15 protein-coding genes are annotated in these 20360 nt (G+C 70.2%); 7 read left to right on the top strand and 8 right to left on the bottom strand.

Going from position 1 to position 20360, the window contains the following annotated elements:
- Nucleotides 1-88 precede the first annotated feature (88 nt).
- Nucleotides 89-2413: a hypothetical protein gene (locus FED44_RS06585; protein WP_138460078.1), complete on the top strand. Its 2325-nt coding sequence runs from the start codon at nt 89-91 to the stop codon at nt 2411-2413.
- 150 nt (nt 2414-2563) lie between these two features.
- A complete protein-coding gene (locus FED44_RS06580; protein WP_138460077.1) occupies nt 2564-3577 on the top strand; it encodes an EcsC family protein in 1014 nt (337 codons plus the stop codon).
- Between the two features lie 27 nt (nt 3578-3604).
- On the opposite strand, the gene FED44_RS06575 is transcribed toward FED44_RS06580, so the two are convergent.
- From FED44_RS06575 to FED44_RS06560, 4 genes are all read right to left on the bottom strand, one after another.
- A complete protein-coding gene (locus tag FED44_RS06575; protein ID WP_167521408.1) occupies nt 3605-4162 on the bottom strand; it encodes a class IV adenylate cyclase in 558 nt (185 codons plus the stop codon).
- An 80-nt stretch (nt 4163-4242) separates the two neighbouring features.
- Complete coding sequence (locus tag FED44_RS06570; RefSeq protein WP_138460075.1) at nt 4243-5310, bottom strand: aldo/keto reductase; 1068 nt, start codon at nt 5308-5310, stop codon at nt 4243-4245.
- 40 nt (nt 5311-5350) lie between these two features.
- Nucleotides 5351-7531, bottom strand: coding sequence for a B12-binding domain-containing radical SAM protein (locus FED44_RS06565; protein WP_208758860.1), 2181 nt, complete (start codon nt 7529-7531; stop codon nt 5351-5353).
- A 177-nt stretch (nt 7532-7708) separates the two neighbouring features.
- The gene (locus tag FED44_RS06560) at nt 7709-8293 is read right to left on the bottom strand and encodes an ATP-binding protein (protein ID WP_138460074.1); all 585 of its coding nucleotides are present in this window, start codon (nt 8291-8293) and stop codon (nt 7709-7711) included.
- Between the two features lie 397 nt (nt 8294-8690).
- On the opposite strand from FED44_RS06560, the gene FED44_RS06555 reads away from it, so the two are divergent.
- Nucleotides 8691-10310: a hypothetical protein gene (locus FED44_RS06555; protein ID WP_138460073.1), complete on the top strand. Its 1620-nt coding sequence runs from the start codon at nt 8691-8693 to the stop codon at nt 10308-10310.
- Here the strand turns inward: FED44_RS06555 and FED44_RS06550 are convergent.
- From FED44_RS06550 to FED44_RS06535, 4 genes are all read right to left on the bottom strand, one after another.
- On the bottom strand, nt 10277-10816 hold the full coding sequence (locus tag FED44_RS06550) for a GNAT family N-acetyltransferase (RefSeq protein WP_167521406.1): 540 nt from the start codon (nt 10814-10816) through the stop codon (nt 10277-10279). The genes FED44_RS06555 and FED44_RS06550 overlap by 34 nt on opposite strands.
- 210 nt (nt 10817-11026) lie before the next feature.
- Complete coding sequence (locus tag FED44_RS06545) at nt 11027-12442, bottom strand: sensor histidine kinase (protein WP_138460071.1); 1416 nt, start codon at nt 12440-12442, stop codon at nt 11027-11029.
- Entirely contained in the window at nt 12439-13158 is a 720-nt protein-coding gene (locus FED44_RS06540) for a response regulator transcription factor (RefSeq protein WP_117409546.1), read from the bottom strand. Before FED44_RS06540 ends, FED44_RS06545 begins: the two co-directional genes overlap by 4 nt.
- Before the next feature lie 117 nt (nt 13159-13275).
- On the bottom strand, nt 13276-14847 hold the full coding sequence (locus FED44_RS06535) for a phytoene desaturase family protein (RefSeq protein WP_138460070.1): 1572 nt from the start codon (nt 14845-14847) through the stop codon (nt 13276-13278).
- A 119-nt stretch (nt 14848-14966) separates the two neighbouring features.
- On the opposite strand from FED44_RS06535, the gene FED44_RS06530 reads away from it, so the two are divergent.
- The 4 genes from FED44_RS06530 to FED44_RS06510 all read left to right on the top strand — a co-directional run bounded on the left by FED44_RS06530 (nt 14967) and on the right by FED44_RS06510 (nt 20271).
- The gene (locus FED44_RS06530) at nt 14967-15869 is read left to right on the top strand and encodes a pseudouridine-5'-phosphate glycosidase (protein WP_117409544.1); all 903 of its coding nucleotides are present in this window, start codon (nt 14967-14969) and stop codon (nt 15867-15869) included.
- Nucleotides 15866-16819, top strand: a complete 954-nt coding sequence (locus FED44_RS06525) for a carbohydrate kinase family protein (protein WP_138460069.1) — start codon at nt 15866-15868, stop codon at nt 16817-16819. The genes FED44_RS06530 and FED44_RS06525 overlap by 4 nt, the downstream gene beginning before the upstream one ends.
- Before the next feature lie 37 nt (nt 16820-16856).
- The gene (locus FED44_RS06515) at nt 16857-19268 is read left to right on the top strand and encodes a hypothetical protein (protein WP_167521405.1); all 2412 of its coding nucleotides are present in this window, start codon (nt 16857-16859) and stop codon (nt 19266-19268) included.
- Nucleotides 19269-19476: 208 nt separating this feature from the next.
- Entirely contained in the window at nt 19477-20271 is a 795-nt protein-coding gene (locus FED44_RS06510) for an ArsR/SmtB family transcription factor (RefSeq protein WP_138460066.1), read from the top strand.
- The last annotated feature ends 89 nt before the right edge of the window (nt 20272-20360 follow it).

Here is a 20360-nt window from a genome sequence, read left to right as displayed (position 1 = left end):
AAGATCGATTATCTTCGCTACCACTCCCCTTCCCCAGCGTCGCGGGCCGCAACGCCGGCCCGCGACCTCGCGAATCTCGTGAGATGCCATGGCTCAAGACACCCGCCGAGTCCAGACCGCAGTTCTCGGCAGCCCTCACTCCGACCATCCGCTCTCCCTCCCCACTGATCGCAAGGCGGCCGTGCACTACCTGTCGCGTTACAAGGGGAAGCGCTACTTCTGCGGCGTGCACCTCGGCGGCTGCGGGTGGGAGCTCATGGACAAGCTCTACGGCGACCGGGTCTGCCACTTCGCCCACCACCCGGATCCGAAGGGGTTGGCACCGGCATGCGAGCGCCGTTACTCCGGCCCGGACAGCGCCGACCACCTCTACATTCACCGCGGGCTGACGACTGGCCTGGGCAGGGTCGGCGGCGCGCAGCGATTTCAGGGCACCCTGATCAAGGGCCAGTGCACAGACCTGCTGGTGAACCCGGGCAAGAACCGCTCGGCCGTCAAGGTCCAGTTCGTGAGCCTCCCGGCCGACGTCTGGACGAAGGAAGACGAGGAACTCCGAGCACGGCTCGGCCGAGTCGACTGGATGCTGGGTCCTAACGCACTCGCGAACGCCAAGCACCTGCTCGACCGAGACGGCTACGTGCTGCGCGTCCGCTGCGAGCAGCAAGGCAATGCTCGCGTCGTCAAAATTGGCACGGAGACGCATGACGGCGACCTCGAGTGGTCGGAGCTGAAGGACTGCGACATCAGCGAACGCGGGATCACCACACCGCTGCTCCGTAAGTTCCGGCCCCCCGCGCCGCGTCGCACAGCGTCATTCGCGAAACTGCCAGGCTTCCCGTTGGATGTCGAGGACATTGTCATCTATCCACAGGAGGTCGCGACCCGCCCGATAGCTGGGCTCGGTATTCCCGAGGGGTCGCATGTGGCCGCTACAGACATTCAAATCGCCGACGGCGAACGAGTGCACGCCCGGCTCATGGTCCCTGACCGTATCAATCTCCTGGTTGATGCGCCGTACGCTCTCATCAAGCCGGCGTCGGTGAACGCGATGAAGGGCCCCACCCACGCTACACCCGTCTGGACCATATTCAGCTCAGGCTTGAGGCCAATCTGGCCTTCGGAACAACCGAGTGTGTCACTTCCGGGAAAATCGAATCCAAAGTCTGCGCTAGCAACATCTACCGAGGAACCGCGGATTCATCCAAAAAAATCCCTTAGAACTTCCGGCCAGCCACTGGGACTGGTTAGGCACAAGCTGACCTCTCTTATTCAGAACATGCGCAATGCAAGGAGGGAAGGGAATTACCAAGGCCTTCTGCAGACGCTGGCCTCCAACGATGAGTTACTCACGACACTGACCCGGACGGCTTTCCGGCAGGAGAAGCAGGCGGTCGAAGAGCTTCGCCGCTGGGCCACCGCGCGGGAGGAGACCCGTCAACGGACCGAGCGAGAGGTTCGCGAGCAGAGTGCGGCGCTCATCAGGCAAATCGATCAGGCGAGAGGCCGCGGAGATCTGGAGGAAGCGCAGGGCGCGGTAGAAGCGCTCCGGAAGTCGCTAGTGCGCGTCTCACCGCAGAACAGGGGGTTCGCGGAGGAGGCCCAGAGCCTGCGCGAGTATGAATCCTGGTTGGAACAAGCCCGATCAGAACGAGATCGAGCGGCACGCATCCGCTCTCAAGAGGTACAAGCCGAGCGCCTCCGAGTAAAGCAGCATGATCGGCTGCGGAATGTGCTGGATCAACTCCTAGAGGCTGAACTAGCAGGAAAAGTGGGCGAGGTACGTCGACTCTATAACGAAGGCCGGTCTCTCCTCAGGAAATTGGGCGTGCATGCGACTGCCTATGAGATACGACAGCTGAACTTAACTGCCCAGTGGCTGGCTGCCGCCGTACCATCCAACCTCAAAGGCGATACCGAGATCTCGGGCGCGACATCGGACCAGAGCGCCTCTTCAGGCTCACCTGAGCTCGAACATCGCACTACCGTTACGCCGAGAAGGACCGCCCCCGATCATACCCCCAACAATCTTCGACATCTCACCACGGAAATCGGTGACCGTGTGGCTACCGTGTTGAGGCGAGTTGCCCGAGATCAGACAACCATCAGCTTGCAGGACCTTGCGAAAGAAGCCGAAACGGACAATTGGCTGTGCATCATCGCGCTCGTCGAGGTGGATGAGACGACCAGCAGCGCGGAGCCCCTGCTGTCCGCCCTGATGACGGCGCCGGACGGGGACGCGAGCCCTGAGTTCCGCGCGATCCTCGCAGGTCTCGGCTACGAGGTCCCCCAAACTGATCATGCGCTCCATCTCGTATGGAAGCGCGAGGTAGAGCGCACGCATGCCCACTATGCGGAGCCGTCCCGAGAGATGCCTGCGCGTCTGGTCCCCCGTAGGGCAGAGCCGGCGTCGTGACTTGCCAGGGCACCGGAGCCCCGCTCGTGCAGGCGCCCTCGATGGCTGGATGCGCCGCGTGAACGCCGCTATGCCTCGGATTCGACCGATTGTATTGGCCGGTAGGCCCTCATGGACCATTCGATCACAGCTAAGAAATGGAGAACCTCAATGAGCACTTACGCCGACCCTTTCGCCGACGGTGCAACCCGGATGAGCGAGTACGAGAGTCGGGTATGGGACACGCTCAACGAGCACTGGCAGCGCCGCAACAACCGCCGTAGTCTGCCTAACTGGGCGAGCACCGCGCTCAGTCGCACCGGTGCGGTCGCGGGAATCGCCGTGAGGCGGGTTACGGATGCTGTGCCGGAGTCGGTCGCGGAACCGATCCGTCGCGCAGGCGACGCGGTCGCCATCACGGCCGTACGGCCGGCGCTTGGAGCCGCGACAGCGTTGCTCGCGCTGGTCAACGACTGGGCCCTGGAGCTCAACGACCCGAAGAGCGTCGAAAAGCTCGCCCGCAAGCGAGGTTGCGAAGTCAACAGTTTCACCGAACTACGGCACCAGGACCTTAAGGTATGCGACCGGCTGCTGACTCGTAACACCCTCAGGTGGCGGACTACTGGCGCGTTAGAAGGTGGCGTCATGGGCCTGCTGGCTATGGTCCCTGTCGCCGGTATCCCCGTCGCGATGACAGCGGACATCCTCGTCATCCAGGTCCTGAGCACGTCGATCGCAGCGCGCATCGCGTACTCCTACGGCTACGACGCCAACGACCCCGCTGAGCAGATCTTCATTCAGCGCCTGGTACACCGGTCCTTCATTACACAGGCGGCCAAAGTCAAACCGTTGCGTGAGACCGCACGGGCAGCGAATGCAGTCAAGGGACGCGTAAGATGGTCAAACAAGCTCCGCCAGGACCACCGCCTCCTAGCCGCCCTTGAGAAGTTGATGCAGCAGCTAGGCCCGGCCGGCTCCAGGGTGCCAGTTAAAGACGTCGCCAAAGTCGTGCCGTTCGTGGGTGTCCTCATCGGTGCCGGCATGAATGCCACGGTCCTCGGCCGCGTGGCCGCCGACGCCCAGCGGTACTGCCAAACTCGATTCCTGTGCGACAAGTACGGGCTGCCGCTGCCAGCCGCACTGGCGACGGACCCGGACGACGACCTCCAGACCGACGCCATGTAATTGACGGCCGGTGCGAGTCGGATGACGTCAGCGTTCGCGGCCCAGGAGGATGTGGGGATAGCCGCGGTTGACTCGATCGCCGAGTTCGACGTCCAAATCAGCGATGAAAGCGTCGAGTTGTGCGATGGCTTCCGCGGGTTCGGTGGCCTGGCCCTTGAACTCGAACTCCACGAAGTCTCCCGCGCCCGTCACCGTGTCGAAGGCGACCTCGACCAGGCCGGGGACTGTCCACTCCTCCCGAACCTTTTCGACTGCGATCACGATGGTGAAGTCCAGGGCTTGAAGGGTACGGCGTAGTGCCTCGATGTCCTCGACCGGAGTCTCGAACTCGTCGCAGTGGGTCTTGACGACGGCGTCGGCGGGCAGCCATCGCTTGTAGTTGATGGAGTCGCCGTGCTCGGACTCGCGTAGGCGCAGCCATTCGGAGATCGTGTCGGGGGCGAGGAAGTCTCGGTGGGGGGCGTTGTAGTAGGTGTCGACCTGGCGGGTGGTGAGGCCGGGTTCGGCGCCTCGTTTCTCCAGTGCGGCTTTGAGCGCGGTGATGTCTTTCACCTGGTATTTCTGTTCGACCTCGATGTATCGCATGGTCGTCCTTCCGGCGGGTTCGGTGCCGTGGTCTGTTCGGTTGCCGAGCAGGTTAGGTGGTGACGGGCGGGGTTGGTGGCTCATCGGTGTGGGCGGTGGGAGATGACGTGGGCAGCGGGTTCGGCCAGGCGCCGCAGCAGGGCGATTTCCTGAATGGTGAGCGGTTCGCCAAGGCATGTGAGGTTCATGGTGATCTGGGTGCTGTCTCTGAAACCGACCAGCACCGGGCTGTCGGAGTCGCGGTGCAGGGCGTAGCGCAGCGCCAGCCGGACGAGATCGGCCGGCTGCCCGCCGAAGTGTTTGGCGATCTGGTTGAGGGCGTGATGGACCACGGCGATGGCGGTGGGGTGGAAGGCGGGGTCGGTGCTTCGGTGGTCGTGGTCGCTGAAGCTGCGGGGCAGAGTCGGTAGGTGCCGGCCGGTGAGCAGGCCCTGGGCCAGGGCCTGCTTGATGATGACGCCGACGTTGTGGCGGCGGGCGAAGTCGAAGATGTCGGTCTCGCCGGGGGCGTACGGCGGGGAGAGCAGGTTGTAGCGGGCGGTGAGCACCTGGGGCCTGATCCGTTCGAACAGGGTCAGGAATCGCTGGGCTGAGAGGCAGGTAGATGGGCCGTGCGCCCATTGCACGGCGAAGGCGTGTGGTGCGCGCATGCCGATCGCGGTGATCAGCCCTTGCCGCTGGAAGTGACGCATCTGGGCGAGGGCATCATCGAGGTAGCGGTCGCCGGGGCCGAAGTCGTCGCTGTGGAAGAAGTAGAGTTCCAGGTGATCGGTGCCGAGGTTGGTCAGCGTGGTTTCCAGCTGACGGCGGATCTGGCCGGGGTGATAGGGATGCTCGGCCGTCCCGGCGAAGTAGCCGACCTTGCTGGAGATGATCAGGTCGTGTCGGTTGGTCTGGCGCAGCAGGCGGCCCACGAGTCGTTCTGAGCGGCCCATCCCGTAGACGTCGGCGGTGTCAAACAGCGTGACGCCCAGCTCGTGGGCGCGGAGGAGACCGGCGTAGGAGTGTTCGGCGTCGACGCCGTCCCAGCCGATGGGCACCCGGCCGTTGACGGCGGGGCCGCCGATGGTCCAGCATCCGGCGCCGATCGCCGACACCGGCCGGTTCAGCCCGGCGAGGATGCGGGACGGCAAGCCGTGAAGGGTCATCACAAGCGTCCTTGGTAGGCGGGGGCGGAAGGGATCGGGGTCAGGTGCCGCAGGGGTCGGAGGCGTTGATGAGCTGCCAGCGCCCCTCGTCGTCGGCCCACCGGCCGTGCTCGCGCAGCAGGACCTCGGCTCGCTGAGGCGGCAGCGTCCCCGCCACCTGAGTGACCGTCTGGGAGACGCGGGAACGCAGCTTGCCCAGCAGAACATCGGCATGGGCGCGACAGCGCCCATTCAGGCGCTCCAGCTCGCCGGAGTCGTGAAGGGGCGTGTCGTCGAGCAGGGCCAGCATGGTGGTGAACAAGTCGAAGGCCGCCTGCTTGAGGACCTGGCGGGCGGCCCGGACGGCGTGGCGGGACTCGTTGTCCAGCACTTTCTCCAGCGACTTGAGGGTGTAGTCCAAGGCGAAGTTGCGGTCCACCCACCGCTGCGCCCACCGGCTGAGCACGCCGATGCGCCGGTCGGCGAACTCGGCGTCGATACGTCCCATGGAGGGGCGGACCTGCCCGGCCAGGCCCGCGTCGATGACCTTGCGGGTGTAGGCGGCGCCCACCAGGCACTCCATCGAGACCAGCATGTAGCTGATCTCGGTGAAGAAGGGGACACCTCGGCTGTGGGCGGCGACGAAGTCCTCATCGCGGACACCGTCGACGATCTGTTCGACGCTGAGGTGCGGCAGAGGTTCCAGCACCAAGTCGGTGCGGGCCTGGAAGGCGTGAGTGGCGTGCAACTCCTGCGCACTCATCAGGTGGTCGAAGGTGATGTAGGTGAAACGGGTCGGGACGCCGAGGGCGGACAGGGTCCGGATCGTCAAGGCGTTCTGTTCGCCGGTGGTCTCCTTGTGGAAGCGCTCCAAGACGGAGGTCACCCCGGACTCGACACCGAACAGGCAACGCCGCAACCCGCCGTCGACCAGAGACCGCCAGAGCCGGGCGCGCTCCAGGTGCCAGGCGCGGTCTTTGCCGGGCCACACGACTTGGTCGACGCGGCAGGAGGTCTCCCAGGCGAAGTTGTGACGGCGCAGCGTTCGGGCGATGGACAGCGCACGGTCCCCGGCACCCGCCCCCCGGCCGATGAACTCCTCATCGACCAGGTAGAGCGTGCGTGAGACGTGCGGGTGGCGGTCGAAGACGGCGCTGATCTCACTCAGCAGCCATTCCAGCCCCTCGGGAGCGGCTCCCGCCCAGTGGCCCTTGTGCCCCCGGGGGCAGAACGAGCACGAGCTCGTGCAGCCTCGGGACGTTTCCAGTTGGGCGACGCCGCCGTGGGCGAAGGTGCGTTCCAGCAGGTCCAGCTCCGGCCAGATGTCGGTCTGCTGTCGGTTGGCGACCGTCGGGGTGCGGCGGGCCCGGCCGATGGCCACAGTGCCCGGACCGCGCTGGATACTTCCTTGGTAGCCGATGCCACGGACCTGTTCCAGGCGCAGGTCGCCGTGCCAGTAGGCGAGAACGTCCTGGATGGTGGGCTCCCCCGCCCCGCGCGCGATCAGCAGCTCGGGGTAGCGCTCCAGCAGCAGCCGTTCGTTTCGGACGGTGAGGCTGCCACCCGCCAGCATCAGCGGCGGCGTCGGCCAACCGTTGAGCGCCTCCAGCAGCGCCAGCATGAGGTCGTGCTGGCCGAAGGTCGCCGATACCCCCACGATGTCGGGCTGGAGTTCGTCCACGCGGTTCAGAATGTCGACCAGGCTCGTCCCGAGCTGCATGTCCATCAGCTCGACGTGCCCCATCAAGGTGGCGCGGGCCGCCCGGGCGATGTCGGAGATGGCCAGAGGGAAGCGCGGCAGCGGGAAATACTCGGGGTGATAGAGCGCGACCAGTAGCACCCGGGGCCGCACCAGGCGGCCGAACGCGCTCGCCGTCAGTTCGGCGTTCGACAACCATGAGCTTGGGCTGACCAGCTCGATGTGACCGGCGGTCCAAGCCGGCCAGGAACGGCTGGCGTGCACGCGGCCGGACAGGTCGGCCAGCGTCCAGTTCGGACGCAGGGCGTTCTCCACCACCAGCAGGCGCCGCTCCAGCGTGCCGGTCACCACCGCGCGGGTGGGCAGATGCCGAGCGAGGACTCCGTTCAGGCCGATTAGGTCGTGCGTGGGAACGGCCTCCAATTCGGGTAAAGGCAGCGGTGCCTGCCCGAGCGCGACGCGCAGTGCGGTGAGCAGGCGCTGCATCTGCCCGGCGTTGGGCATCCGGCTGTCGGGCAGGGGTGGAGCGGATGTGTCAGGCATGATCGCCTCCTGGCTGGGGGCGGCAGGCATCGCCGCCGGTGCGGGGATGGGCATGCGAATGAGCGCGGAGCACGCGTACGGGAAAGGAGAGGGCTTGCGCGAGTGGCGCGGAAGGGGTGGCAGCCGCGGTCTCCCGGGGCCTCGCCCGGGGTGATCAGAGGTGGGACGGGGCAGCACTCACTCCCGGTTCACCTGTAAGGGGCGAGGCCGAGGGAATGGATCATCGACATACGACACGGCGCCTGACAGCGCGGGGACGGCGAACCAGACGCCCTTGCCGCTGTGCTCGCTGAGTGACAGCCGGGTCGGGTGGACGCCGCAGTGCCCTTTGGTCAACGTGGCGACGATGCCCAGGCCGAAGCCGCCTTCGTCGAGACGGTCGACAGCTTCGGCGTCGTCGGCCGTGGGCGTGGGCAGCAGGGGCACTCCGGCCTCGGCGAGCCGTTTGGCGACGAGGTCCTCCTGGTCGCCGGTGTCGACGATCTCGCAGGCGATCGGGGAGCCCGCATAGCTGATAAGGCGCATCTCGCATGGCCCGTCGGTGTGGACGAAGGCGTTGGTTGCGAGCTCGCTGACCACCACCTCGACCTCATCGAGCGCCGGGCCGTCCAGGTATTCAAGGATCTGCGAACGCAACAGCCGCCGCACCTGGTGCGGGCCGCCGTCACGGCTGAGCGACCAGGCGGTGACCCGGATCAGGCAGTGCTCCGCTGAAACGCGCACTGGCTGCTCGGGTGTTGGCGAGTAGCCCTGGGGGTCCATCCATGCTCCCGGATCGTGGCCACCAGAAGTCGTGGCCGTCCTGCGGTGGGCGTGCCAGGACGTGCGCGGATCCGCCCTGACGGTGGTTCACATGCGATCGACCAGGAGTCGGTGACTCGGCTGCCGACCGGAGTTCTGTGGTCTGGGACCACCGTCGTTCATCCGGGGTCGGCGTGGACCACGGCCTGATCGCCGTCTCTGGACGCCTGCTGCGCCTTTTGTCGAAATAGTGAATGCGTGCCGGGCAGCTATCGGCAGCCTGATCGCCGATAGTCGCCCGATCCGATTTACATCGACGGATTTAGTCGTAGCGTTGTGCCGATGACCTACGTCTCCGGAGGCGACCGCCGGGAAGGTGCGTGTGATGCCGCAAGAGCCACGCAGCCTCAAGCAACGGATGGACGCGCTGACGGCCGAACTGTCTGGACGCGGGCTGACATGGCGAGAAATCGCGACCGACTACCAAATCCGGTTCAAGCTCACTCCACTGCGGTCTTTCCGCGAGGCGCACCGATATACCCAAGCCAAGGTGGTCGCCCTATGGAATGCGCGTTGGCCCGACGACATGCTCAACGAACGCAGACTCCGAGCCTGGGAAAGCTGGCCCGGCCCGGCGGGCAACGAGCCACCGCTGTCGAGCCTGGAACGGCTGGCCCGCCTGTACCAGTGCCGGGCCGGAGATCTGGTCGGTGGTGACGATCACGGTCATCCTGGCCGACACGACTCCGCCCGCCATTCGCCCATGCCCGGTGTCGATCAGCCTGCACCCACCCAGCCCTCGCTCAGCCCGGCCGGCGTCGCCTCCTTCCTGGACGGGTTGCCCGCGTTGGCTCCCGGCGGTACGGCCGATCCTCCCGACAGGCATGTTCCGGCCGAAGCCCGGCTGCGTGAGCAGGAATTCGGCTATCTGGTCTCAGCTCTCACCCAGTGGGCTGACGGCATGAAGCGGCGGGACCTGCTCGGAGTGATAGCCGCCGCCGCTGCCGCCGCCTCCGCCTCTCCGCTGCTGGCCCACCTGGACGAGTCAGAGCTGGAGCGGCTGGCGCTGACCGCACGATCCCGATCCCGGGTCGACACGGCAGCAGTCGACCACGTAGAAGCGATCTTGCATCACGTCATGCGGCAGGAAGACAGCCTCGGTCCCCAAGCTGTCATGGAGACCGTATTGGCCCAGCAGAGCCTGGTTCGGCGCCTACTGCAGGCGAGCGCCGCCCCCGGGCTTCACCGGCGACTGATGACGCTGTTCGCCGACATCTCCCGCTTCATGGGCTGGCTGCACTTCAACGCCGGGGACTTCGCCGGGGCGGACCACTACTACGGCCAGGCCCTGCGCGCCGCCCACGAAGCCGACGACGATCTGATGTCCAGCTACATCCTGGCTCAGCGCTCTCACCTGGCCACCTGGACCGGAGATCCCCGCCAGGGTGTCGAGCACGCGCTTGGCGCGCTGATGTGGGCGCAGCGAGGCGGAAGCGACATCCTGGTGGCCTATGCCCAGGACGTCGGTGCGCGCGCCTACGCGGGCGTGCTGCGCCGCGAACGCGCCCGGGCTCAGGGCAAGGACTACGGGCGATGCCGGACCGCCATGGCCGCCTCCCGGACCGGCCTGGCCGCCTCTTGCGCCGACGATCCCGGCCGACGGTTGGTGTACTTCTTCGAGCCGAACTTGCTCACCCTCACCAGCGCCCTGTGCCAGCTCGACATGCTCAATCCCGGCCAGGCCATCGCCGACGCCGAGGAGGCGATCGCGGCGACCGCCGAGCGGTTCCCCCGCAACCGCGCCTTCGGGCACCTGTATCTGAGCAGGGCATACACCCAGAAACGAGAAATCGCCCAAGCCTGCGCCGAGCTCGTCCAGGTGGCCCGCCTGACCGGGCGCAACCGCTCCCAGCGCGTGGTGACCGCGGTGACCGACGCCCGCGTCGCCCTGTCACCGTGGAACCGTACCGACGCCGTCACTGGGCTGGACGAGCAACTACGCGACTACGGCGTCGTCATTGGAAGATCGCGGACGTAGATGTCGTAGGCGTCAGCGATGTCGCCGGGTGCGCCGGTCAAGCGGCCGGCGCACCACCACCCCCACGACCGGTACAGCCGCTGATTGGACTCCAACCGTGGCTCGACCGCCAGTGTCGCCCGCTGCGCCGGGCAGTCCGTGAGCACCGCGTCATGCACCGCCCGCCCCACGCCCCGCCCTCGCGCGTCCGGCACCACACCCATGTCGATGAGGGCGAACGTGCGCTGTCCCGTCTCTGCGGTGAAGTCCGCGTCCAGCGGCTCCAGCATGCCGTCCCACCATCTGGTGTCCGGCAGCAACAACGCCCCATAGGCGAAGCCGACCAGCCGCCCCTTCCTCCGAGCGGTCGCCAGCCGAAACCCCGGCCGCCCGAGTAACGTCATGTAGCTGGCCCGCTGGTGGACGAACTGCTCAGGCCCTTCGTTGTTCGGTGCGTCCCCGAACGCCGCCCGATAGGCGCCGCCCACCTCCTCGGCCAGTTCCCTCGCCTGTGTGGCCTCCAGCACGTCCAGCACCACTGCGTGGTGATCGTCTGCCTGACACGTGTCCGCCTGGCCACCGCCCGACCCGCCCATGCCCCGCCTCTTCCTTCTCTCTGGTGGCGAAACCGTACTGGAAGGCACCGTCCCGGCCTTGATCACTGAAGCCGCACCTCCCTGCCCAGCAATAGAACCTGGGAAGAGCCACAGCGAAAACCACGACAGCGGGAGGCCGGGTCAGGCGCCCGGCGCGGCCCCGGGCAGCACGATGGTGGCGAGGGTCCCGCCGACGGGGGCGTTCTCCACGGTGACCTGTCCCCCGGCATCCCGTACGGCCTGGCTCACGATGGCGAGGCCCAGGCCGGAGCCGGGCAGGCCGCGCGCCGACGGCGAACGCCAGAAGCGCTCGAAGACGTGCGGCAGTTCGTCCTCGGCGATGCCCGGCCCCTCGTCGCGCACGGTCAGCACGCCCTTGCCGAGCCGCACCGTGACGAGGCCGCCGGGAGGGCTGAACTTCACCGCGTTGTCGAGCACGTTCACCGCCGCGCGTTGCAGGCCGCGGGCGTCGCCGTGGACCTGCCAGGGATCGAGCCCAACGTCGAAGCGCAGCCCCGGGCCGCGCCGCCGGGCCCGCTCGACCGCCGCCGCGACCACTTCATGGAAGTCGATCTCGGCCGACGACTCGCCGCTCTCCGCCTCGCGCGACAGCTCCAGCAGGTCGCCGACGAGGCTCGACATCTCCTCGAACTGCTCCTTGACGTTCGCCAGCAGCCGCCGCTTGGCCGCGGGCTCGATGGCGCGGCCCGTGGCCTCGCTGCGCAGCAGCAGGTCGATGTTGGTACGCAGGCTCGTGAGCGGGGTGCGCAGTTCGTGCCCTGCGTCGGAGACGAGCAGGCGCTGGCGCTCCTGGGAGCTCGACAGGGCGGCGGTCATCGTGTTGAACGACCGGCCGAGGCGGGCGATCTCGTCCTCCCCCTCGACGGGGATCGTGACGGTGAGGTCCTCCGTCCGCGCCACGTGCTCGACCGCGCGGGTCAGCCGCGCCACGGGCCGCAGGGCCGTACGGGCGAGCCAGAGGCCCGCCACGGCGGCGCCGGCCACACCGAGCACGCTGACCGACCCGAAGACCACGGCGAGGATGCCCAGCGTCTGGTCCATCTCGGCGGTGGAGCGGAACACGCTGATCGTCACGGGCGCGGGCGGCAGGGCGAGCTCCGGGAACCGGCCCGGCGGTCCGGGCGTCCGGGGCACGTAGCGGGTCGTGTGGACGAGCACGGAGGTCCCGTCGGTGGTGACCGCGTCCCGCAGGATCGAGCCGGAGGTCAGCGCGCGTTCCGCCTCGGACGGCCGTACGTAGGCCGAGCCGGCCCAGACGCAGACCGTGCCGTCGGGCGCGACGATCTGCCAGCTCCGCCCCGAGGGGTCCCAGTCGGGGCGGGGCCCGCGGCGCTGCGTCTCGTCGCCGCGGCAGTCGCGCAGCGCGATCGCGATCTGGTCGGCCGCCGGTCTCAGCCGGGTCAGCGACCGGGCGATCTGGTCGCGCAGCTCGGCGCGGGCGAGCAGCCAGCAGGCCGCCGCCGACACCGCGACGGCCAGCGCGACCGCCGCCGCGATCAGCAGGGTGAGCCGGGACCGGAGCGAGCGGCGCCTCACGGCGACGACCGCAGCACGTAGCCCACCCCGCGCACGGTGTGGATGAGGCGGGGCAGCCCGCCCGCCTCCGTCTTGCGGCGCAGGTACATGACGTACACGTCGAGCGAGTTCGACGTCGGCTCGAAGTCGAAGCCCCACACCTCACTGAGGATCTGCTCCCGGGTGAGCACCTGGCGCGGGTGGGTCAGGAACAGCTCCAGCAGCAGGTGCTCGGTGCGGGTCAGCTCCAGCCGGTGACCGGCGCGGGTGACCTCCCAGCTCGCGGCGTCCATGCGCAGGTCGCCGAAGGCGAGCACGTCGCCGTCGCCGCTCTGGGCGGCGTACTGCCCGCCGCGCCGCAGCAGGGCCCGCACCCGGGCGAGCAGTTCGTCGAGCTCGAACGGCTTGACGAGATAGTCGTCGGCCCCCGCGTCCAGCCCGGACACACGGTCGCCGACGGCGTCACGCGCGGTCAGCATGAGCACGGGGACGCGGCTGCCCGCCGACCGCAGCCGCCGGCAGGTGGTCAGCCCGTCGAGCCGCGGCATCATGACGTCGAGGAGCATCGCGTCGTACGCCTCGCGGTTCCGCGCGGCGTCGTCGAGGAGGCCGAGCGCGGCCAGCCCGTCGCCGGCCGTCTCGACCCGGTAGCCCTCGAACTCCAGGCTGCTGCGCAGCGCCTCCCGCAGGGCGGGTTCGTCGTCCACCACCAGCAGCTTCGCGGCTTCCTCACGCACCGCCCCAAGTTATGCGAGCGTCATGAGAATCCGGTTAAGGGCGGTTTGTCCTACTGAGTCGCACCCGCCCGGCCGGTAATCCGGGTGCGAAAGCCGGACCGCGTTCATCCCGCCGAGTCACGCGTGGCCGAGGACGGCCATCGCGGCGTTGTGGCCCGGGATGCCGCTCACGCCGCCGCCGCGCCGCGCGCCCGCGCCGCACAGCAGCACCCGCTCGTGCGCCGTCTCCACGCCCCACGGGCCGCCGTGACCGCCCGGTCCGTCCTCCTCGCCGTCCTCCTCGCCGTACGGCCAGGACAGGTCGCGGTGGAAGATGTGCCCGCCGGGCAGGCCCGCGTCCCGTTCCAGGTCGAGCGGCGTCTTGGCCTCCAGGCACGGCTCACCGGAGGGAGCGCGCAGCAGGCAGTCGCCGATGGGCTCGGCGAGCACGGAGTCGATCGAGGCGAGCGTGCGGGCCAGCGCCTCCCGCTTGGCGGCCGGGTCGGCGAACAGCCGGGCGGGCATGTGCAGGCCGAACAGCGTCATCGTGTGCGCCCCCGCCGCGCGCAGCTCGGGCCCGAGGATCGAGGGGTCGGTGAGCGAGTGGCAGTAGACCTCCGCGGGCGGCAGGTCCGGCACCCGCCCCGCCGCCGCCTGCGCGTACGCCGCGGCGAGCTGGTCGCGGCTCTCGTTGATGTGGAACGTGCCGCTGAACGCCTCGGCGGGCGTCACGGCGGGGTCGCGCAGCCGGGGCAGCCGCGACAGCACCATGTTGATCTTCAGCTGGGCGCCCTCGGGCGTCTCGGGTGTCTCCCCGAGCAGCCGCGCGAGCACGGCGGGCGGCAGGTTCGCCAGCACCTTCCCGCCGGTCACCACCTGCTCGGCGCCGTCGTCCTGGCCGCCCGGGGAGACGTCCCGGAAGGTGACCTCCCCCGTGCCGGGGTCGACGGCCAGCACCTCGGCCCCCGTACGGATCTCGGCGCCGCGCCGCCGCGCGACGTCGGCGAGCTCGGCGGTGACCGCGCCCATGCCGCCGACCGGGACGTTCCAGTCGCCCGTGCCGTCGCCGATGACGTGGTAGAGGAAGCACCGGTTGGCCAGCAGGTCGGCGGCGGGGTCGGCGAAAGTGCCGATCAGCGCGTCGGTGAGGACCACCCCGCGCACCGTGTCGTCGGCGAACCGCTCGTCCACGACCTGCCCGATGGGCCGCTCGAACAGGTCCCGCCACGCCTCGTCGTCTCCCACGATCCCGCGCAGGTCCGCACGGCCCGGCAGCGGGTCGAGCAGCGTGGGCGCGACCCGCCGGGCGACGTGGGCGGTCATCGCGTAGAACCGTTCCCAGGCGTCGAGGTCGCGCCGCCCCCCGGTGACGGCTTCGAACGAGGCGGCGGTGCGGGCGGCGTCCTCGTTGTCCACGAGCAGCCCGGTGCCGCCGGCCGGGGTGTAGGAGGAGAAGCGGCGGCGGCGCAGGTCGAGCCGGAGCCCCAGCTCTTTGACGATCTTCGATGGCAGCAGGCTGACCAGGTAGGAGTAGCGCGACAGCCGCGCGTCCACACCGGGAAACGCCCGCGCCGACACGGCGAGGCCGCCCACGTGGCCGAGCCGTTCCAGGACCAGCACCCGGCGTCCGGCCCCGGCGAGGTAGGCGGCGGCCACGAGGCCGTTGTGCCCGGCACCGGCGATGACGACGTCGTAGTGCGAACGTGGCATGGAGCGTTCTCCCGGGTCTACGAGGCGCGGTGCCCGAAAGGTATCGCAAGATTGCCCCCTGGACCCGGGCAGAATATGACGAAGCCGGACAATTTTCCGCCAACACGAACAGGAGCACCATGCGCGTTTCCGATGAGGTCGCCGAGGCGCTGGCCGCCGGCCGGCCGGTCGTCGCCCTGGAGTCCACGATCATCTCCCACGGGCTTCCCCAGCCCCGGAACCTCCAGGTCGCCCTCGAACTGGAGGAGATCGTCCGGGAGGCGGGGGCGGTGCCCGCGACGGTCGCGGTGCTCGACGGCGTCCCCCGGGTGGGCCTCGACAAGGACGGGCTGGACCGCATCGCGACCGAGCCGGGCCTGCGCAAGCTCGGCTACCGCGACCTCGCCCCGGCCGCCGCGCTCGGGCTCAGCGGCGCCACGACCGTCTCCGGCACGTCGTTCCTCGCGGCCCGGGCGGGCGTGCGGGTGTTCGCCACCGGAGGGCTCGGCGGCGTGCACCGCGGCTGGACGTCGGTGCAGGACGAGTCGGCGGACATCGACACGCTCAGCCGGACCAAGATCACGGTTGTGTGCGCCGGCGTCAAGTCGATCCTCGACGTGCCCGCGACCCTGCAGCGGCTGGAGACGAAGCAGGTCAGCGTGGTCGGCTACCGTACCGACGAGTTCCCCGGCTTCTACCTGCACAGCTCGGGCGAGCCGGTGGACTGGCGGGTCGAGACGCCGGAGGAGGCCGCCGGGATCATGCGGGCCCAGGACGCCCTCGGCGGGCTGGAGACCGCGCTCATCGTGGCCAACCCGGTGCCGGCCGACCTCCAGCTCGACCCGGACCTGCACGACCGGGTGCTCGCCGAGGGCCTGCGCGCCGCCGAGGAGCGCGGCGTCACCGGGCAGGCCATCACCCCCTTCCTGCTGGAGTACCTCGTCGAGGGCACGGGCGGGGCGTCGCTGGAGGCCAACCTCGCCGCCGTACGCGGGAACACCGCCCTCGCCGGTCGGATCGCCGCCGCCTGGGCGGCCGGGTGAGCGCTCCGCCGGCGACCGGCCTGCTGGTGATCGGCGACGTGGTGACGGACGTCGTCGCGCTGCACGACGGGCCCCCGGCCACCGGCACCGACACACCCGCCGACATCACGCTGCGGCCGGGCGGCTCGGGGGCGAACACCGCCTCCTGGGCCGCCCGCCTCGGCGCCGACACCCGCCTCCTGGCGCGGGCCGGGTACGACACCGGCGAGTGGCACGCGGCGGAGCTGACGAAGGCCGGCGTACGGCCGCACCTGCGGATCGACCCCGGCCGTCCGTCGGCCGTCGTCATCGCGATGGTCGACGCGAGCGGGGAGCGGTCCATGCTCACCAACCGGGGCGCGAGCGGTCACATCGGCGTGGACGACTGGGCGCCCGATCTCCTCGACGGGGTCGGCCGGCTGCACCTGTCGGCGTACACGATGTTCGCCGGGCCGGGCCTGGAACTGGCCCGGCTGGCCATGCGCGAGGCGGCCGGGCGGGGCATCCCGGTCAGTGTCGACCCGGCCTCCTGCGGGCCGCTGCGGGAGTTCGGCCGTGAACGTTTCCTCCGCGAGACCGCCCCGGCGGCCACCGTGATCCCCAACCGGGAGGAGGCGCTGCTGCTCTCCGGGGCGTCCGACCCGGACACGGCCGGGCGGGTGCTGAGCGCCCGCTACGGCACGGCGGTCGTCAAGCTCGGGGCCGACGGCGCGCTGCTGGCCCGTGAGGGCCGTATAGTCGCCAGGGCGCCCGCTCCCCCGGCGGCGGTGGTCGACTCGACGGGTGCCGGAGACGCCTTCGCGGCGGGATTCCTGGCCGCCACGCTGGCGGGCGGAACCCCCGAGGAGGCGCTGCGGACGGGGTGCGAGGCGGGGGCGATGGCGGTCGCGCAGGTGGGCGGCCGTCCGAAGTCTGGGAACTTTACCCTATTGACACCAATTGCTGGTTTGCGGCGTAAGCTGCACCATTAGCAACATGCGTCACTCTCGGGAGGGTGCGGTCATACCGATGGACGCCGAGTCAACGATCTGCCTGAGCGACCTGGTCCCGGCCCTGCGCTGGAGCCGTCCTCAGCAGGTGGCCGAGATGCTGGCCGACCCGCGCCTGCCCGGCGGGTGGTGGGCATCCGTCACGATCGGGCACGCGGTGCGGGCGACCGGCGTCGACTGGCTCTGCGAACGGCTCGCCCGGCTGGCCGTCGGCCGCTGGGACCATCTGCCTCTCACCGACCTGCTCCCCGCGCTCCAGGTCCACACCGTGGACCCGGCCATGACCGGGTGGCCCGAGCCGGTCCGTACGGTGGTCACCCACCTGGGCGGGTGGTACCGGCTGCGCCGCATGACGCCCGTCGATCTGCGGACGCCCAGCGGCTCGGCCTCGCCGGAGGCCCTCCTCACCACGATCTTCCGAGAGGTGTTCGGGCACCTGGGGGAATCGGGCGGCGAACAGGCGCCCACCCCGGCCGCACAGGCGCTCCCGGGCGCACAGCCGGCTCCCGGCGCACAGCCTGTTCCGGGCATACCAGGCGCTTTGGCTGCACCGGGTGCCCTGGCGGCACCGGGCGTTCCGGCTACACAGGGCGCTTCGGGCGCGCAGGCGGTCCCGGGCGCCCCCACGGTCCAGCCCGCCGCCGGCCCCGTCTCCGGGCCGTTCCCGCAGGTCCCTCAGGTGACCACGCCGCCGGGAACCGCGGCACAGGGAAGCACGGCGCAGCAGTTCACCCAGCATCCCGCCGCGGCCGCGCAAGGGTTCCCGGGCACCCCGGGCCCGACCTCCCAGCCGTTCCCCGCCGCCGCCCAGGGACCCGCCGCTCACGGACCCGCCTCGCAGGCACCTCCACAGGCCGACGGAGCCCCCTCCCAGCCGTTCCCCTCCGTTCCGGGCGCCACCTCCCAGCCGTTCCCCGCCGTTCCGGGCACGGCCTCCCAGCCCTTCCCCGTGGCCGGCCAGGGACCCACGGCACAGGGACCCGGCTCCCCGCCGCCCCCGCGGGTCAACGGAGCCCCTTCGCAGCCCTTCGCGCGGCCGGACGCCGTGCCTCCCTGCCAGGCGGAGCAGGCGGCCGTACAGCCGGGAACGGCCCCGCCGCCCGCGAGCCTGCCGCCGGCGGGTGCGCCTCCCGGCCAGCAGGCCAGGCCCGCCACCCAGCCCTTCGCCCGGCAGCCCGGCGCCGCGCTCCCCCAGCCCCCGGCCCAAGCCGCGGGCCGGCCCACCGCCCAGTCCCCGTCCCAACCCGCGGCTCAACCCTCGACCCAACCGGCGGCACAGTCCCGTACGGAGCCTCGTGGCGAGGCGCGGCCGGAGGCTCCGGCGGCGCCGGAGCGGCAGCCGGCCGACCTGTCCGCGCACCCGATGGTCGGGGTCGTCGAGGGACTGTTCCGCGACTGGGACCCGCTCGCCCGGGCCGTGGCCGCCGAGCGGCTGTTCGCCGCGGAACCGGTGAGCCTGCGCGCGCTCGCGCACACCCTCGGCGTCGACCGCGAACTGCTCTCCCAGGCGCAGCGCACGGCCGAGGAGCGGGTTCTGCTGTGGCTGCGTTCCCCCGACACGGCACCGCTCACCGGGCATCTGTTCGGACTGACCGAATGGCTCGGCGCGGCGGCCACCCAGGAGCAGCTCATCGCGGCCGACCCGTCCCACCCGGTCGAGGTCCCGGCCCTCGGCACGCCGCTGTGGCGGGTGCTGGTCACGCTGATGCCCGACCGCCGCCTGCAGGACGGCTGGCTCGTGGTCGGCGACCTGGCCGGGCTGCGCGAGAAGACCCGCCATCTCCTGGCGAGCAAGCCCGCGGACGCCGATGTGGTGGAGCTGCTCGGCCAGCTCGGCATCCGCGCCCACTCGGCGAAGGCGTGGCTGGACTCGATGCCCCAGGCGGGCGCGCCGTCCGCGGCGGACGCGCTGCCGACGCGGCGCGGTCCGGCGGGCAAGCCGGCGCCGCTGCCGCGCCGCACTCCGGGGGCGAACGGCCACCACCACGGCCGCGGCGGCATCCCGGTCCCCTCCCAGGCCGGCAACGGGCCCGACGCCGCCACGGCGCTGGCTGCGCTGAACGCGCTGGCGAGCGGCACCCGGGGCGGGGGCGTACCCCTGCCGCACCTGGTGCCGAACCCCCGTCCGACCTCGGGCCCGGCCTCCGACCCGCGCCGCTGGCAGCGGATCGACGTGACCAGCGGTCACCTGCGCGGCGAGCCGGTGGCGGTCCCCGAGGGGTACGCCGCCCAGCTGGGCATGCGCCCGGGGACGCTGCTGTCGGTCACCGGCCCGGGGAACAACGCCGTCGTCCTGGTGTGGCGTGACCGGCAGCCGGTGTTCGACTCGCTCCAGCCGGTGCTCATGCGGCTGAACGCCCGGCCGGGCGACTCGGTCTACGTGACCGTGGACGGTTACCGGCTCGACGCCCAGCTCACCTCTGCCGTCTGACCGTCCCCCGCCACGCGCGGCGCACGGTGCTCCATGAGCAATGCGTCGCGCGTGCGCGCCGGCCTTCGCGAGCCCGCTTCCGGGAATGATCACCTTCCGCGCCGGCCCTGACAGCCGCGCGTCTTGACATGCAGCCATCCGGCTGCCAAATTAAAGGCAGCCAAAAGGCTGCATATCGATAGAGGGCGATCCGGAGACGAGGGCGAGCATGGACGAGGTGTTCAAGGCGCTGGCCGATCCGAGCCGGCGCGCGCTGCTCGACTCGCTCAACGCCCGCAACGGGCAGACGCTGCGCGAGCTGTGCGCCGGACTCGACATGGCCAGGCAGTCCGTCAGCAAGCACCTCGCGGTGCTGGAGGAGGCCGGGCTCGTCACCACCGTGCGGCGGGGCCGGGAGAAGCTGCACTACCTCAACGCCGCGCCCGTGCACGAGATCGCCCACCGGTGGATCAGCCGCTACGACCGGGCCAGGGTCCAAGCCCTGGCGGACCTGAAACTCGCCCTTGAGGAGACCCCGATGGACGCGCCGACCTTCGTCTACACCACCTACATCCGCACCACCCCGCAGAAGCTCTGGCAGGCGCTGACCGAGCCCGCCTTCACCCGCCGCTACTGGGCCACGGAGTTCACCACGGACTGGTCCGCCGGCTCACCGATGACCTGGGACAACCACGGCGTGCTGATCAGCGACCCGGAGCAGGTCGTGCTGGAGGCCGAGCCCTACAGCCGGCTCTCCTACACCTGGCATGCCGTCACCCCGGAGCTCGCCAAGCGCTTCGGCTGGGACGAGGAGACGCTCGCCCGGCTGTCCGGCGAGGCACGCTCGAAGGTCACCTTCACGATCGAGGAGCCCGCGCGGGAGGTCGTGAAGCTCACCGTCGTGCACGACGGCTTCGAGCCCGGATCGAGCCTGGCCGAGATGGTCAGCCATGGCTGGCCGAACGTGGTGGCGAGCCTCAAGACGCTGCTGGAGACCGGCGAACCGCTGCCGGCCGACGCGTGACCTCTCCGATCAGCCCCGGCGGCGCCGCGAGGCGTCACCGGGCCGGCCGCCTGGACGGCCACCCGGAGAGCACCCCGGCAGGCGGGGAG

The sequence above is a fragment of the Microbispora triticiradicis genome, assembly GCF_005864065.1.
In the GTDB taxonomy this organism is placed as follows: domain Bacteria; phylum Actinomycetota; class Actinomycetes; order Streptosporangiales; family Streptosporangiaceae; genus Microbispora; species Microbispora triticiradicis.
This window is presented reverse-complemented; position numbering and strand designations above follow the sequence as displayed.